This is a genomic window from Sporomusa acidovorans, from assembly GCF_900101845.1.
In the GTDB taxonomy this organism is placed as follows: domain Bacteria; phylum Bacillota; class Negativicutes; order Sporomusales; family Sporomusaceae; genus Sporomusa; species Sporomusa acidovorans.
Genome location: NZ_FNAM01000031.1, coordinates 23516 through 39519, shown reverse-complemented (window position 1 = coordinate 39519; position 16004 = coordinate 23516). Strand labels below are relative to the sequence as shown.

At 45.1% G+C, this 16004-nt stretch carries 14 protein-coding genes; 2 read left to right on the top strand and 12 right to left on the bottom strand.

Annotated elements, in window-relative coordinates:
* Positions 1 to 9: 9 nt before the first annotated feature.
* From hrcA to gpr, 6 genes are all read right to left on the bottom strand, one after another.
* A complete protein-coding gene (hrcA, locus tag BLR65_RS19020; protein WP_093795755.1) occupies positions 10 to 1041 on the bottom strand; it encodes a heat-inducible transcriptional repressor HrcA in 1032 nt (343 codons plus the stop codon).
* Between the two features lie 101 nt (positions 1042 to 1142).
* The gene (hemW, locus tag BLR65_RS19015; RefSeq protein ID WP_093795754.1) at positions 1143 to 2282 is read right to left on the bottom strand and encodes a radical SAM family heme chaperone HemW; all 1140 of its coding nucleotides are present in this window, start codon (positions 2280 to 2282) and stop codon (positions 1143 to 1145) included.
* Positions 2283 to 2294: 12 nt separating this feature from the next.
* A complete protein-coding gene (gene lepA, locus BLR65_RS19010) occupies positions 2295 to 4091 on the bottom strand; it encodes a translation elongation factor 4 (RefSeq protein ID WP_093795753.1) in 1797 nt (598 codons plus the stop codon).
* A gap of 73 nt (positions 4092 to 4164) precedes the next feature.
* On the bottom strand, positions 4165 to 4665 hold the full coding sequence (locus BLR65_RS19005) for a hypothetical protein (RefSeq protein ID WP_093795752.1): 501 nt from the start codon (positions 4663 to 4665) through the stop codon (positions 4165 to 4167).
* Positions 4666 to 4684: 19 nt separating this feature from the next.
* A complete protein-coding gene (gene spoIIP, locus BLR65_RS19000) occupies positions 4685 to 5683 on the bottom strand; it encodes a stage II sporulation protein P (protein ID WP_093795784.1) in 999 nt (332 codons plus the stop codon).
* Positions 5684 to 5895: 212 nt separating this feature from the next.
* The gene (gpr, locus tag BLR65_RS18995; protein ID WP_093795751.1) at positions 5896 to 6867 is read right to left on the bottom strand and encodes a GPR endopeptidase; all 972 of its coding nucleotides are present in this window, start codon (positions 6865 to 6867) and stop codon (positions 5896 to 5898) included.
* 154 nt (positions 6868 to 7021) lie between these two features.
* On the opposite strand from gpr, the gene rpsT reads away from it, so the two are divergent.
* A complete protein-coding gene (gene rpsT / locus BLR65_RS18990) occupies positions 7022 to 7291 on the top strand; it encodes a 30S ribosomal protein S20 (protein ID WP_093795750.1) in 270 nt (89 codons plus the stop codon).
* A 48-nt stretch (positions 7292 to 7339) separates the two neighbouring features.
* On the opposite strand, the gene holA is transcribed toward rpsT, so the two are convergent.
* From holA to BLR65_RS18975, 3 genes are read right to left on the bottom strand one after another with little or no spacing between them, the layout of a single operon-like run.
* Complete coding sequence (gene holA / locus BLR65_RS18985; RefSeq protein ID WP_093795749.1) at positions 7340 to 8380, bottom strand: DNA polymerase III subunit delta; 1041 nt, start codon at positions 8378 to 8380, stop codon at positions 7340 to 7342.
* A 17-nt stretch (positions 8381 to 8397) separates the two neighbouring features.
* Positions 8398 to 10782 carry a DNA internalization-related competence protein ComEC/Rec2 gene (locus BLR65_RS18980; RefSeq protein WP_093795748.1) on the bottom strand — a complete coding sequence of 795 codons (2385 nt, stop codon included), beginning with the start codon at positions 10780 to 10782 and terminating at the stop codon, positions 8398 to 8400.
* Between the two features lie 2 nt (positions 10783 to 10784).
* Entirely contained in the window at positions 10785 to 11393 is a 609-nt protein-coding gene (locus tag BLR65_RS18975; protein ID WP_093795747.1) for a ComEA family DNA-binding protein, read from the bottom strand.
* A gap of 237 nt (positions 11394 to 11630) precedes the next feature.
* On the opposite strand from BLR65_RS18975, the gene BLR65_RS18970 reads away from it, so the two are divergent.
* Positions 11631 to 12056: a HutP family protein gene (locus BLR65_RS18970; protein WP_093795746.1), complete on the top strand. Its 426-nt coding sequence runs from the start codon at positions 11631 to 11633 to the stop codon at positions 12054 to 12056.
* Positions 12057 to 12164: 108 nt separating this feature from the next.
* Here BLR65_RS18970 and BLR65_RS18965 read toward each other — a convergent pair whose 3' ends face one another.
* From BLR65_RS18965 to iorA, 3 genes are read right to left on the bottom strand one after another with little or no spacing between them, the layout of a single operon-like run.
* Entirely contained in the window at positions 12165 to 13397 is a 1233-nt protein-coding gene (locus BLR65_RS18965) for a phenylacetate--CoA ligase family protein (protein WP_093795745.1), read from the bottom strand.
* Positions 13398 to 13411: 14 nt separating this feature from the next.
* Entirely contained in the window at positions 13412 to 14005 is a 594-nt protein-coding gene (locus BLR65_RS18960) for an indolepyruvate oxidoreductase subunit beta (RefSeq protein ID WP_093795744.1), read from the bottom strand.
* Positions 14005 to 15798 carry an indolepyruvate ferredoxin oxidoreductase subunit alpha gene (iorA, locus tag BLR65_RS18955; RefSeq protein ID WP_093795743.1) on the bottom strand — a complete coding sequence of 598 codons (1794 nt, stop codon included), beginning with the start codon at positions 15796 to 15798 and terminating at the stop codon, positions 14005 to 14007. Before iorA ends, BLR65_RS18960 begins: the two co-directional genes overlap by 1 nt.
* Positions 15799 to 16004 lie beyond the last annotated feature (206 nt).

Genomic DNA, 16004 nt, shown 5'->3' with positions numbered 1-16004 from the left:
TCCTCCCATCTATATCGCGTTATACTTTTTCAAAATTTCACCTAAATGGCGTTGCATAAATTTAAGTACTGACATCGTTTTACCATATTCCATTCTGGTCGGACCTAGTACGGCTACAGTTCCGACCACCTGTCCGTCTATCCGGTATGTGGCCTGAACGACACTGCAATCATGAATACCCGTATATTTATTTTCCTGACCAATTGTAACAATTACACCGTCATTATTGGCCATATGAAGAATATCACATAGCAATTGATCTTCTTCCAGCATGGTTAATAGGCCCTTAATTTTATCAACATCCCTGAATTCGGGCTGATTAAGCATTTGCGTCGTACCGCCGAGATAAACCTTTTCATTCTTTTCCACAGTCAGAACCTGTCTTAACAGGGCAACCGCCCGCTCATAAACCTGGGGATCAGGCAGAATATCATTTTGTATATCTTTAAGAACCGGCGCTGTAATCAAATCTACAGCCAAACCGCCCAACCGGGAATTTATGGCATTCGCCATCCGGCTCAAGTCATCATGTTTAAGCCCCTCGGGAATTTCAATGATTTTGTTTTCCAACAGGCCCGTATCTGTGACAATAACAAGAATGGATCGTTTCTCATCCAGCGGTAAAAACTGAATATATTTGAATGTACATTGGGATACCTGCGGCGCCAGTACCATCGAAACATTCCGCGTCATGCGCGATAATATTTTTACGGTTTCCTGAAAGACCTCTTCAATCCGGCGTGCTTTAGTATGGTACCAATTGTCAATAATAGCAATATCCCTATCAGAAATCTGAGGCGGTGCCAATAGGCAATCCACATAAAACCGATAGCCCTTGACAGAAGGGATTCTACCGGCAGATGTATGCGGTTGTTCCAGATAGCCTAGAAGCTCTAAATCTGCCATCTCATTGCGGACGGTAGCCGGACTGATACCCAAATCATATTTACGGGCAATTGTCCGTGAACCAATCGGTTCGGCCGTAGAAATATAATCATCAATAACAGCCTGCAAAATTCGGCGCTTTCTTTCGTCCAGCATCCATTCCGCCTCCCCTTGTTAGCACTCATGCTGGTCGAGTGCTAATATCTACTATGAAAATACCACTCATTGGAGTTAATGTCAAGATAGTAAACGAGTATTTAGTCAGGCAAAAAGGAACAAAAAACAAGATTGCCAAATTTCATGCCACGTTCAGTCAGCCACAGCCGGTTTGCATCTGTTGCCACTAATTTTTGCCGTTTGAGCTTACTTAAAACCTCACCAAATTGACTAAAAAAATCTGTTTTAAAAAGCCGTTTATATTCGGCAAATTCCATTCCTTGCACAGTCCTTAACGCCAAAAAAATGAATTCGGCCATAGATTCACTTTCTGTTAGTATTTCTTTCATCGCAATTGGTGAATCGCCGTTTGCAATCGCTTTGATATATTCCTCAATTCCGGTAATATAACTTTTTCGCTCACCCTTCAAGAAAGAATGCGCCGCACAACCAAGACCCACATAAGGCTCATAATGCCAGTATTTTAAATTATGCCGGCATTCGCTGCCCGGCCGTGCAAAGTTGGAAATCTCATAACGCACTAGGCCTATTGCCGGCAGAAATGCGGTCATCTGATCGTACATAGCCTCTTCTTCCGCCTCGTCAGGCAAACCAAGCAGACCGCGTTCGTAGGCAACTGCCAGCGGAGTACCCTCTTCCAGTTTAAGACCATATACGGAAAGATGATTTGTGCCTAACGCCACGGCCTGTTCAAGTTCCCTGACAAAGCCGTGAACAGTCTGTCCAGGCAGGCCATACATCAAATCAATGCTTACATTAGTAAACCCGGCGGCATAGGCGTGTTCAACAGCCAAATAACTATCTTTTGTGCAATGTATCCGTCCCAAGTTAGAAAGCAATTGATCATCAAATGATTGAACACCAAAACTAAGCCTGTTTATACCTATAGTTTTTAAAGCAACGAGCTTCTCTTTGGTAACGGTGCCGGGATTGGCCTCCATGCTGATTTCTGCCTCAGCCTCAATAGTAAAACTTGCACGCAGGCTTGCAACGATTTGATCCATAAGAGACAAAGGTAAAATGCTTGGTGTGCCGCCGCCAATATAAACCGTATCAACAGTCAGGTTACGTAGCATACCGCCTTGATCAGTAATTTGCTGACACAAGGCGGTAGTATAGGGCACAAATAGATGTTCAGAAGAGGCGTAGGAAGCAAAATCACAATACAGACATTTTTGCCGGCAAAACGGAATATGCACATATAGACCAAGTTTACTCATTTTGATTGCCTTTTAATCCATTTTTAAAATCGCCATAAAAGCTTCTTGGGGAACTTCCACACTACCCACTTGTTTCATACGTTTTTTACCCTCTTTTTGTTTTTCAAGCAATTTTCGCTTACGGGTAATATCGCCGCCATAACATTTGGCAAGTACATCCTTGCGCATCGCCCTTACAGTCTCCCGGGCAATAACCTTGCTGCCGATAGCCGCCTGAATGGGAATCTCAAACATCTGACGGGGAATAATCCCTTTGAGCTTTTCCGCAAGCTGCCGGCCACGCTGAGCGGCACGATCCCGATGAACGATGACACTAAGCGCGTCAACAGGTTCACTGTTAAGCAATATATCCAGTTTAACAAGTTCTGAGGCCTGATAGCCGCAAAGTTCATAATCCAAGGAAGCATAGCCGCGTGTCGATGACTTCAGTTTGTCAAAGTAGTCATAAATAATTTCACTGAGCGGCAAATGATAAGTTAGTGTAACTCGATTAGTGTCCAGATACTTCATGTCCTTAAACTCACCGCGCTTGTCCTGGGAAAGTTCCATAACGGCACCCACAAAATCATTAGGGACAATAACTGTTGCCTTTACATACGGTTCTTCCACATGATCTATTTCCTGCGTTGTTGGTAATTTTGACGGATTTTCGATTTCGAAAACTTCACCGTCAGTCTTGAACACTCGATAAATTACGCTTGGGGCGGTAGTAATGAGTGTTAAATTATACTCACGTTCCAGGCGTTCCTGAATAACATCCATGTGCAGAAGTCCCAAAAAGCCGCAGCGGAAGCCAAATCCAAGGGCAATGGAAGTCTCGGGTTCAAAGACAAGAGATGCATCATTTAGCTGTAATTTTTCCAAAGCGTCCCGTAAGTTCTCATAATCGGAACTTTCTACCGGATAAAGCCCGCAATACACCATCGGTGTTATCTTGCGATAACCAGGCAAAGGCTCAGTTACCGGATTATCCGCACTGGTAATCGTATCGCCTACCCGGATGTCTTTTACATTTTTTACACTGGCAGCAACAAAGCCAACCTGCCCTGGCCCTAACTGCTCAACGTTTGCCAGATAAGGTTTGAAAACGCCAACTTCCGTCACTTCAACCGTCTTATTGGTTGCCATCATTTTTATTTTCATTCCTGGTTTAATGGTGCCGTCCATCACCCGGATATAAGCGATGACACCCTTATAAGAGTCAAAATGAGAATCGAAAATCAGCGCGCTTAAAGGTGCATCATCTTTGCCTTGAGGCGTCGGAACCTTTTTCACAATGGCTTCAAGAATTTCTTCAATTCCAATACCGGTCTTGGCACTTGCCAACACAGCCTCAGAAGCATCTAAGCCAATTACCTCTTCGATTTCGCTTTTGACCCGTTCCGGCTCAGCACTTGGCAGGTCAATTTTATTAATAACCGGAATGATCTCAAGATCGTGCTCAAGTGCTAAATAAACATTAGCAAGTGTCTGCGCCTCAATTCCCTGAGCAGCATCAACGACCAGCAAAGCACCTTCACAAGCGGCCAGACTGCGGGAAACTTCATAGGTAAAGTCAACATGTCCCGGAGTATCAATGAGGTTAAGCATATATTTCCCGCCGTCTTTTGCTGTATATGCCAGTTGGACGGCCTGAGCTTTAATAGTAATGCCACGCTCGCGTTCGAGTTCCATCTGATCCAATACCTGGTCTTCCATCTCACGGGCAGAGAGAGCTCCTGTATACTCTAACAACCGGTCTGCAAGAGTAGACTTGCCATGGTCGATGTGGGCAATTATTGAGAAATTACGAATATGTCCTGTGTCCATCAAACTGGGGCTCCTCCCTGGTATAATAAATGTAGACTTAATTATACCATCAGCCACCCAATAACTGCAAGTTTTACCTATATTCGCGCATATACTCCTCCAGCTGTTGTTTAGCTTGTTGGGTTTTCATTCCCAGAATTCTAAAAGTATCCTCAACAGCGGGTTTAACTTGCCGCCAATATTCGGCGGCTGTTTTCTTGGCCGTAATTGCTTCGGTAACAAACTGCTGTTTCCAAACAGCAAACCAATACCAGACTTTCGCACCGTCTATTTCAATTTTAGTGGGAACAGTAATGGTATGGTCGGCAATCGTTACGATAACGCTGCGTTGTGTCAGCGAAAGCGTGCCAATAGGATACATGCTGCCAAAAGTTAAACCATACCCAAAAGCGTAAGCCGAATAGATATGGTCGTCATTGCGTCCAATATAAAAAAAACGTTCTTGCACAGGCCGTTGAGTCAGTGCTGTTAATTGATGCTCGGCCACGCCCACACCTAATGCAACGATTGTCAGCAATACAAGCACACCACGGATAATCAACTTTAGCTCCTTCGCCGTCACCCGCTGGAACATGCAATCCTCCTTACTGCAACTACTGCCGGCTTTCAGCAAGTATTTCGATTAATATATCCCCCAGCATCTCCATGCTTTTCATTGCTTCTTCTTTACTACTTTCCTGAGATCCTACCTCAAGTAACAGGGCCCGCGGATGGAGGTGTTGATTGTACCTCCATTCTTCAAGATGAATACCACGGCACAGGCCCGGGTATTTTTCATTGAGTTTAGCTTCAATTAATTTAGCAAAAGCATGGTTTTGCTGCCAATGCGGCTGAGGTAAATCCTGCTGTCCTGTAGCTACAACAATGGTTATTTTTGCAGCCTGCACACCATTAATAACAGCCGTCACATTTTCCCGTTTGTCAGCATCCCGGTGAATATCGAAAAGCATTTGCAGCGACGGATTTTCAGTCACCATCTTTTGTGCCGTAACCTCCGAAGGTCCATACGCTTTCATAAAACTTGGATAATCATGAATCGCTACACTGTGAATCGTTTTAACGCCGGCCTTTTCCAAACAGTTGGCCAAGGCCGCCCCTACTTCTACGATATCCCCGAGTTGACCACCCGGACGGTGTGCTACCCCCGAATTAGGAATAAATGACTCTGCGGTATGGGTATGATAAATTCCCACTAACACCTTATCACTACTAGCCGTAGTTTGATGATCGAATTGTGGAAAATTAGGCAATGTCGCGGCACTGACAATCGGTGTACCCGGCTTATTAAAAGCTAGTATATAGGGAATTTCCTGAGAGAATAGAGAACGCAAATTGCTAAAATCAACACCTGCTAATAGTCGCATCAGGCGATGACCAATATTGCCGGCAGATAATTGGGGTGTAATTTTTACCGCATTTTGCGGCCGTGTTACCTCAGACAGTCCTGGAATACCCAAGAACAGTACATCTTTTCCTTTAGGCCACAAAGAGGGAAAGTGATAGCCGTAATAGGCTGATCCACTTACCGGTATGGCGGTTGTTGTTACATTCCAATATGTTCCAAATACCAATCCGCTGGCCACAATAATCATAAAACTGACGAATAGAATTTTGAAATATCTGGAAAACTTATAAAATCTTAAACAATTAAACCAAACTCTTTTTTTTGATGGATTGCTTCGTTTGCGTTCTTTTCTTGTTAACATTGCCGCCTCCGCCAAACTGCCGTGTTATAAATTTGTTTACATACAATCTATATGCCCGGCGGCAAAACGATATTACAATTATTCTCGGACTAGCTATGTTAATGTAAATACATATGAATATTTTCGTAATCAATATTGGGATGCATCGCTTGATTGATACCTCCGGCTACAACGGCAGCGATGTCTTCAATAAGCCTGTCGACCTCCTTAGGAGTTACCATAAGATCTCCAAGCATCTCTGGTAAAACCTGCCGGACAATAGTATGACGGTCCTGGTCCGACAAACTTGACATGCTTTTAAAATACCTGGCAAAGGCGGCATGTTCTTGCAAAGTGTTAATGGTATCCATCGCGATTGTTGAAGCGTGAACAACGGTTGGCACGCCGATTGCGACAACAGGCACTCCCAACGATGCCTGCGTAAGGCCAAAGCGCTTATTTCCCACGCCGGATCCCGGATGAATACCGGTATTAGCCAATTGAACTGTCGTAATAACGCGTTGGCTTGACGCTGCCGCCAAGGCATCAATCGCCAGCACTAGATTGGGACTGATTTTACTTACAATTCCCTGGATAATTTCGCCTGTTTCCATCCCCGTTATTCCCAAAACTCCAGGAGTAATCGCACATACGGAACGTACTCCCCCTTTCAGTTCAGGTGACAGCATTTCCTGCAAGTGGCGGGTTACTACAATTTTTTGTGCTGCCCGTGGCCCTAAGGCATCGGGCGTAACATTCCAGTTGCCAAGCCCGACAACCAAAACAGTCGCATCCCGTGGCAATTTAACCATTTCAACCAATTCGTTGGCTAAAAAATTCATGACTTTTTGCTGCAATGGTGTATTCTTATACCGCAAGCCTGGGGCCTCAATGGTTATGTACTTGCCCTGCATTTTACCCATCATTTTTTCCGCTTCCGGTGTTGTGACATTTACACGGGTTATAATGACATCATCATCTTCACTAGTTTCAACCAAGACACCGGGAATATCTTCATGCACTTGTCTTGTCAACACTTCACGTGCTTCCAAAGCTAAATCGGTCCGTACTGTATGATAGTTATGCTCCATAAAATTCTCTCCTTCTATTGATACCAATCTGACTTAATTTATCTTATCCGAAAAAAAAGCTGCCTATACGATGCAATTATGGTATTTTTGCTTGCTTTTTCCTGCTGCACATGCTAGAATAGTTCAGTAATATATACATAAGGAGGTGAATTACTTGCCAAATATTAAATCATCTGAGCGTAGCGTAAAAACTGACGCTGAACGGCGTGCCCGCAATTATTCGGTAAGATCAGCTATTAAGACTTCTACTCGTAAGGTGGAGGAAGCTGTACATGCCGGTAAAGCAGATGAGGCCAAGAACCTCCTGATTAATGCCGCAAGCATTATTGACAAAGCAGCCGCCAAGGGCGTTATTCATAAAAATGCCGCTGCCCGTAAAAAGTCTCGTTTAGCTCATAAAGCTAATACCGCACAACAAGCTTAAAAATAAGAAGTAACCCTGTTCACTACAGCAGTGAACAGGGTTTTACTTTTATTCGCACAATTCTATAATGATCTTTTCCAATACTACCGCCCCGCTGCGGCTTGCTTTCAAATCCCTGTCGGCAGCAGCTAGGCCCAGCATAGCTGCTTTAAGTTTAGCGTTGCTGAAATTGCGGCTCTGTTTTACCAGTTTTTCACCAATAAAACCCGGCACTTTGAAGTATTCAGCCACTTCCCGGCTTCCATGCCCTTTATTGACAAGTTCTTTAGCCTGCCATAGTTGCCTGACCTGCCGGGCTAAAAGAGCCAATATTCTTATAGGATGTTCCCCTGTTGATAACTGTTCCCGCAGCAACGCAAGTGCCTGGGCAGTTTGCCGCCCGCTTAAAGCTTCCACCATGGCAAATATTGACACCTCTGGAACAGCCGATAATATCTGCAGCAAATCCTGCCGCGTAACAACTTTTTTATCTGCCGCATATAAAAGCACTTTTTCTAACTCGTTGCTTATAAAATCAAGCGAAACCTGTGGCATCATGCTTACGGCCGCCAGCAAATGTTCTTGTGCATCCGGCGCCATTTTTATTTTACGTTCGGTAAGCTGTTCTGCCAGCCAACCCCGCAATTCTTTTCCTCTCAACGGTGCCGCCTCAAGAATCACGCCGTTTTTTTCCAGCACTTTGAATAATTTGCGCCGCTTATCCGGTTTATCCGGTGTAATAAAAACAGCATGGCTATAATTGGGCATCTGGCTAAACACGGCAATCAAACGTTCCGTAACAGCATCGGTTTTATCCTGAACCTCTCCGCCGCTTGCTTTGCGTCCCGAACTGAATAACCCTGTATTATGCACAATAATCAAGTTTTTACCGCCTAAGAACGGCATCGTCTCAATGGTATTAATAAGCTCCTCAATCTTAGGGTCTGACTCAAATACAATAAGATTCATATCCCTGTCTTCCGGTAAAACAATGCTATTGATAAGAGCTTGTTCTACCTGTCGAAGATGATAAGCTTCCTCGCCGTATAAAAGATATAATGAAGCTATTTTATGCTGCTTAATAGCAGCAAGTACTGCTTTGTAATCCATATTTCACCACATTTTATTTATTTTATATAGGTATCAACCGTCATAGTTTTTCCGTCAGAACAAAAAACTATGGCCCCCTGTCTATCTGTGCGATAGATTTCAATTTTCCTAGCGGCAAGCCGTTGGATGGTTTCAGAATGCGGATGGCCGAAGCGGTTGCCATAACCGGCAGAAATAACGGCAAACTCGGGGGTAACCGCCTGCAGAAAGGGTTCGGTAGTCGATGTTCTCGACCCATGGTGCCCTACCTTTAATACGGTGCAGGGCGCGACGTTTTTCGCCAGCAGTGCCGCCTCTCCCTGGGCCTCTAAATCACCGGTAAGTAAAAAACTATGCTCGCCATAACTAACTCTAATGACACTGGAAACTTCATTGCCACGCGGCGCATGACCATTTTCCGTATGTTCGCCTACAGCCTGATCAATACGAATGATTACCCCATCCAGCCGGATTTTCTGACCGGTATAAGTAGGAATAACAGCAACGGCCGGTTTGGTATGAAGCAAAGCCTGTACAGCCTGTGAGTGCTCTTCCTGTGGCAACAATACCGCAGCAACGCGAATACTGCCGGCTATGCCGGCCGCCCCACCGGCGTGATCCTGATGACCATGAGTCAAAATCAGATAATCAAGTCCAGTTACACCATAATGTTTAAGATAAGGAACAACCACCCTTTCCCCGATATCAAAATCCGTATCGCCCATAGTCCCGCCGGTGTCGACCAGCGCTGTCCTGCCGTGCGGAGTAACAATTAAAATGGCATCCCCCTGACCTACATCAATAAAGTGTACTGTCAACGGTTTGGGATAACAGTTGTATACAATTATAACACAAATTAACAACATTACAGTAAAAGCTGTAGCGTATGGCCATTCTTTAATCATTTTGCCGGGTCCAGGCAGATGAAACGGACGCCAGCCGTACATCCAGGCTAGCAGTGAGTAATAAATAGCACTGCCGGCAATGCCGACCGATGGGATATAGACCGAACTGTAGGGAACTGCGGCCAATAACGAGGTCAGCATCATCACAAACCCTATTAACAGACTGCAAAACACAAAAACTATACTGCCAACCACCGGAACTACAGTATAGATTATAACCCCCGCCAAACCAAGAATAATCACCCACTCAGCAACAGGTAAAACAACAATATTGGCAACAAAGGAAATCAGCGAAAAGTTATTAAAATACCAGGCAATCACAGGCATTACACCAAGCTGAGCAGCAAGTGTCACAGCACAGGGTCCTGCCAGCCAGGAAGGCCATTGCGACAGATAACCGGTTGTCCGTTGATATAAAAAAACAAGTCCGGCCGTAGCGCCAAAAGATAATTGGAAGCTGATATCAAACAATAGTAACGGTTGATAAATAAGCATGCCTAAGGCTGTTCCCGCCAAAGCAACCGGAGTATAATTATCCCTTTCAAGCAGTACGGCCAACAGGCTGATTAAACCCATCAGTGCAGAACGGATAACAGGCGGCGTTAGCCCGCTCATGCAAGCGTATAAGATAATGACCAAAGCCGCAAGGCTTAGCGTAAGCACAGGCCCCCAACGCAAGCGTTTGCCAAACCATCTGATCATGCCGGCTACAAGCGCGATATGCGCACCTGATACCGATAATATATGAATTAAGCCTGTCGCGGTAAAATCAGTAATTACGCTTTTATCAATTCCCCGGTAGCCGCCAAACAGCACCGCTGTCAAAATAGCGGCATCATTTGCCGGCATTACTTTCTTAAGACCGGTAATCATTCCATCCCGCCACTTGGCAAGCGCCGCCTGCCATGAATAATTTGGGCTAGTGGCAAGCAAGCGCACAGACTCTTCCTGTCCGTTCATCCGGGCGGTAATACCCTGCCTTTTAGGAGCAGCAGTCAGATCAATCTGCCCCGGATTATTATAGCGGTGCAAATTCAGCACTTTTCCATTGACAGCAACTTTATCGCCCAAAGCTGCCGGATTCGCCTTTGCGCGTTTATATTGAATAGTGACGCGAAGCTTCCCAGAAACCATTACTGTCTGCTCTGCTTTTTCGCTTTTTACCTTTTCGGCTTTAAGAATATAGCGCACAAGCTTTTTTTGTTCATCTAGCTGAATTACCTCCGGAACATTATCAATCGTGCCTTCAACAACAGCCGTCTTGTCTGCGTACTGACTAATATCATCAGACCGGATAGTAACAGCCTGATAATAACAAAGCATTCCGGCCATAAAAAACAAGCCGGTTATTGACCAGAAACTTTGCTCAGAATTACCGGCAATTCGCCGCGCTGCTGTTATCAATAATAAAATAACCAATATAATAAGAAGAGGAAGATGCCAACTGGTTAACTCAGCCAGCCAAATGCCTGCCGCAAAGGCAGCACAGGCAGCTAATACGATATGGTTAAGAGCCATAACTATAGCGATATCTTATCTTTAAACTGATTATATTTGGCTTCACCGATTCCCGGTACCTTTTTTATGTCCGCAACATCGCTAAAGAGACCATTAGCGGTACGATATTGAGCAATCCGTTCAGCTAATGCCGGACCAATGCCTGGCAGCTTATCGAGTTCGGCTGCCGTAGCAGTATTGATATTAATTTTGTCGCTATTATTGCCGACCGCACTACTGCCAGCCGCTCCACCCAGGTTAGGGTTGCCATTTATAGCAGGAGTGGGTGTATTAGGTACATTGATTTGCATTTCATCCTTTATACGTAAAGCCAGGTTTATTTTGGCGGCATCTGCCCCTGGTGCAAAACCGCCCGCTAGTGTAACCGCATCAACCACCCGGCTGCGTTGTGGAAGCTTGTATACACCCGGTTTATTCACTGCGCCGCAGACATAGACAACAAACTCTCCGTCCGGACCATTGTTGGCAGATGGCGAATTTTCCGAAGCAGGCGCTACTGTTGGCAATTCCTGCTCAGTGGAATCGTTTTGCCAGAAGCTATGAAAACTATAGGCCAGTATCCCACATGCCAGCAAAATCATAATAATGAACTTTCTCTGCTGAATTCCCATACACCATACCTCATCCTTAACCTTTTGAATCTATTATTTCAACAGATTATGCTAATATCCTGCTAAAATTGCAATATTTTACAATTGCTTGGCAAGTTGACACTTGACATTTTTTCTCTAATTGCTTTACCATGGTAATGTGTATAAAATCTTTATTGCATGCTATTAAATTAAGAAAGGTTAGAATCACCTGGAAATTTATCGTAAAAACTACATATGAATAACAGGAGCGTCTAAATGAATGATGATGTAACCAGTATAGATGTTGGTCGTGCCGCCCTGCGAATGGCTATCAGCAATACCCGGCAGGATGAACAGGCAACCCGCCAATTGCTGGCCAAACAGAATATGCAGGCAGTAGCCGTAGATTTTGGCGGCGAATTTGTTCCCTCTGTGAAAAAAATTATCGAACGTGCCGTTGTAGCTGCCCAACGTCAAAACTTAGTGCCTGCCAACCATATTGGCGAGGGTGCTGTTGCCGGTGCCGTACGGGCTGCCTTGGAACAAATTTCGGCCAAGGCCGTTGGCCTTAACGTGGGTGGGAAAATTGGCATTGCCCGCTATGGCGAGCATCTTTGTGTAGCGGTTTACTTTGGAGTAGGAGTACTAAATCTTAATGAAGTGGCCGTCGGCCTTGCCCACCGTTCCCTACCTTCTGGTTAAATGCAAAAGAAGCGTGTTTTGTCTTGCAAAATACGCTTCTTTCTCTATATGGTAGCCGCTTAGTGCCGTCTATGGCTGCAGATTCACTATGGAAAGTTAGAAAATACTTTAGTAACGGTGATCCATTACGCGGTTGGTTTTCTTCTCACTACGCGGCAGTTGTCCGATAGCAAGCGCTTGCGTATCGATGGATATCCCCACTTTGGTTTTAAAATATTTTTTCACGTTTCTTTCCAAATGTGCGCCATCAAAACCGGCTTGCTGCTCAAACCGTAACAGCATAGTATCCTTGCCTTCCTCACGGTCTAAGACAATCTGATATTCACTGCTGATACCTTCGATATGCTTTAGCACATCTTCCACCTGACCGGGATAGATATTTACCCCTTTGACCTTTACCATATCGTCCGTTCTCCCTAAAATCAGGTCATGTCGCGGATGCGCCATACCACAAGGACACTCCTCCGGCAGCATCCTTGTTATATCCCTGGTCCTGTATCTAATCAGGGGAGCGCCTTCTTTTGTCAACGTGGTAATTACCAGCTCCCCAAATTCCCCGTCTGCGACAGGCTGTCCGGTTTTGGGGTTAATAATCTCAAATAACAAATAGTCATCCCAATAGTGAAGGCCGTTACCTCTTTTGCAGCTTATGGAAATTCCCGGACCATATATTTCAGTAAGGCCATATATATCATATAATTCAACTCCCAGTTCCTCACGAATCCGGGTACGCATCTTATCTCCCCAACGCTCAGAACCAAGAATTGCTTTTCTTAGTTTAATTCTATCTTTCAAACCGCGCTTACGAATTTCTTCCGCTAATAACAGCGCATACGAGGAAGTTGCGGTAATCACTGTTGATTCCAAATCCATCATCATCTGCAGTTGTTTCTCGGTATTTCCCGGTCCCATCGGGATAGCCATGGCGCCTAATCTTTCCACCCCGGCCTGGAAGCCGATACCGGCCGTCCACAAACCATAACCGGGTGTTATTTGTACCCTGTCTTTTGCCGTTAATTCTGCTACCGCCATGCAGCGCCGCATCATTTCAGCCCAATCGGCAACATCGCGTGCCGTATAGGGAATAATAATCGGCTTCCCGGTTGTACCTGATGATGAATGTATTCTAACAATCTCTTCATCAGGTACGGCTTGAATATTGAGCGGATAAGCCTCACGCAATTCTTCCTTGGTAGTAAACGGAATATGGACAATATCTGCCGGAGTAGTAATCGCCTCTACAGCCAAACCGGCAGCTTTAAATTTATTTTGATAGAATGGACTATGCTGCTCGACGCGCGCTAGCAATGCCTTTAATTTAGTAAACTGTTCTGCTTTCATCTTGTAGTCTCTCCCTATTCCCTATATTGTTGAAAGTTATAACCGATTTCTAATGCCCTGCTGTTTAATTCCATAAATTTTTTCGGCAAGTTATCGTTCATCGTTTTTAGCACCGCATCCCGTGAAAAGGGTAAAAATCCTTGCTTGATGGCAACTCCTAACATAACCACATTTAACACTCTCCCATTGCCGGCTTGAGCGCAAAGTTTCTGCCCGTCTATAAACACGACCTGGCGCCCGGAGCTCTCTAGATATTGGAGAATGTCGTTTACCTGATAGCTCGTTCCCCCCAACGAGGAAGTCACCGGAATAATTGGCTGGGTATTAATCAACAAGCGGCCCCCCGGTTTTAAAAAAGCAAGATTTCTAACAGCTTCAGCCGGTTCAAAACCTATTATTAAATCGGCCTTTCCGGCCGGGATAGCCGGCGAACAGTTTTTATCGCCAAGCCGCACATGGCTGACTACACACCCGCCCCGCTGTGCCATGCCAATGGTCTCCGAAGTTCGGGCAAAACAATGATTGCCAATAGCTGTTTGGGCAATTATCTTTGACGCAAGTACTGTTCCTTGTCCGCCAACACCGGCCAATAAACAATCCATTCTCATTACTCTACCCCTCCTATCGCCTGAACCGGACAAACCTGACTGCAAAGCCTACAGCCATAACAAAAATGCGGATTAATTGCCACTTTGTCCGTTACTATACTCATTGCCGGACAGCCAATCTCTTTGATGCATTTCCTGCAGCCAATACAAGTATCCTTTACTTGCTGGACAGCAGCCGGTTTAATCATTGCAATACAGGGTGATTCAAAAATGACGGCCGATACACCCTGATGATTTACTGCAGCGTTTACTGTTTCAACCGCCTTAAATAGGTTTAATGGATTTGCTTTTGCTACAAATTTTACACCACAACCTTTTAACACATTTTCGATGCTGATTTTTTCCGAAATAGTCCCCATCATCGTTTTGCCGGTGCCGGGATGAGGCTGATGGCCGGTCATGGCTGTTGTACTATTATCCAAAATAATAACTGTAATATCAGTTTCGTTATAAACAGCGTTGATAATGCCGGCAATACCGGTGTGAAAAAAGGTGGAGTCCCCAATAAATGCAATTTGCTTTCTGTCAGGTTCAGCCAGTTGCAGTCCCTGGGCGATTGTAATGCCGGCCCCCATACACAAACAAGTATCTACCATATCAAGCGGCTGAGCATTTCCCAGGGTATAGCAGCCGATATCGCCGGTAAATACCGCCTTGTGCCCAGATTTTTTCATTGCCTGCTTTACACTGTAGAAAGAAGCACGATGTGGACAGCCGGCACAGAGCACAGGTGGCCGTACCGGCAATGGCGGCAATTCAGTTGTCGCCGCTGGCGAGATCTGCTCCTGTCCAACAAAAACGCGAATGGCAGCGGCGACAATTTCATAACTGTATTTACCGGCTACCGGCAAATTCTTGGTCAACTTACCTTTAACACGTAAAGTTATTCCTAAATTACCGCATAATCGCAGCAAATTTTCCTCAACTACCGGATCTAATTCCTCAACCACCAGGACTTCTTCCAGTCCCTGCAAAAACTCAGTCACCAATTCTTCAGGAAAAGGATGGGGAGTTGCCAGTTTAAGTATCTTAACCGGAACAGTGACGCTTAACATGGCTTCCGTCACATAGGTAAAAGAAACTCCACAGCCAATAATGCCTAAATTTCCCTGACCGCTTATCTGATTATAGGGAAAAGCAGAGAAATCCTGGCTGATTCTCGCTTCATTGGCAGCCAGTTTAATATGATTCTGATAGGATAATCTCGGGAATATTACCCATTTCGGATCTTTTATAAAACCATCTATTTTATTAATATAACGCTCATCATCTATCTCAACACTGGCGCATGCATGGCATACCTGAGTAGTCGGTCTAAACAGCACAGGTGTATTGTATTTTTCCGACAATGCAAAGGCCTCACCCATCATGGTATAAGCTTCTTCCGGCGTAGCCGGATCAAAAATCGGCAAATGCGCATATTGGGCGAAATGTCTGGTATCTTGTTCGGTTTGTGAAGATATAGGACCGGGATCATCCGCTACTAAAACCACCATACCGCCCTGCACGCCAATATAGGCCAAACTCATTAACGGGTCACTGGCAACATTAAGGCCTACCTGCTTCATTGTTACTAACGCCCTGGCGCCCGTATAAGCCGCCCCGGCGGCAACCTCCAAGGCAACTTTTTCGTTGACCGACCATTCAACATAAATATCGCCGCCGCGATGCTTGGCCACAGTCTCCAATACTTCGGTTGAAGGTGTCCCCGGATATCCGCAGACAACATTAACACCCGCCCGGATGGCACCAAGTGCGATTGCTTCATTTCCCATAAGCAGTTTAGTCTTCATGTGTTCTCCCCCATCTTTTTTGGCAATAAAAAAACATCTGTCCAATTACAAGGACAGATGTCAACCTGCGGTACCACCTTGGTTATCAAACGATAGTTTGACCTCCTCATAAGAATGCCATCACATTCTTGGCTCGATAACGTGAGCACACGTCCAAAGCTACTTAGCCGCAAGGCTTTTCACCCCACCCTCAAGGGTCCATTTGT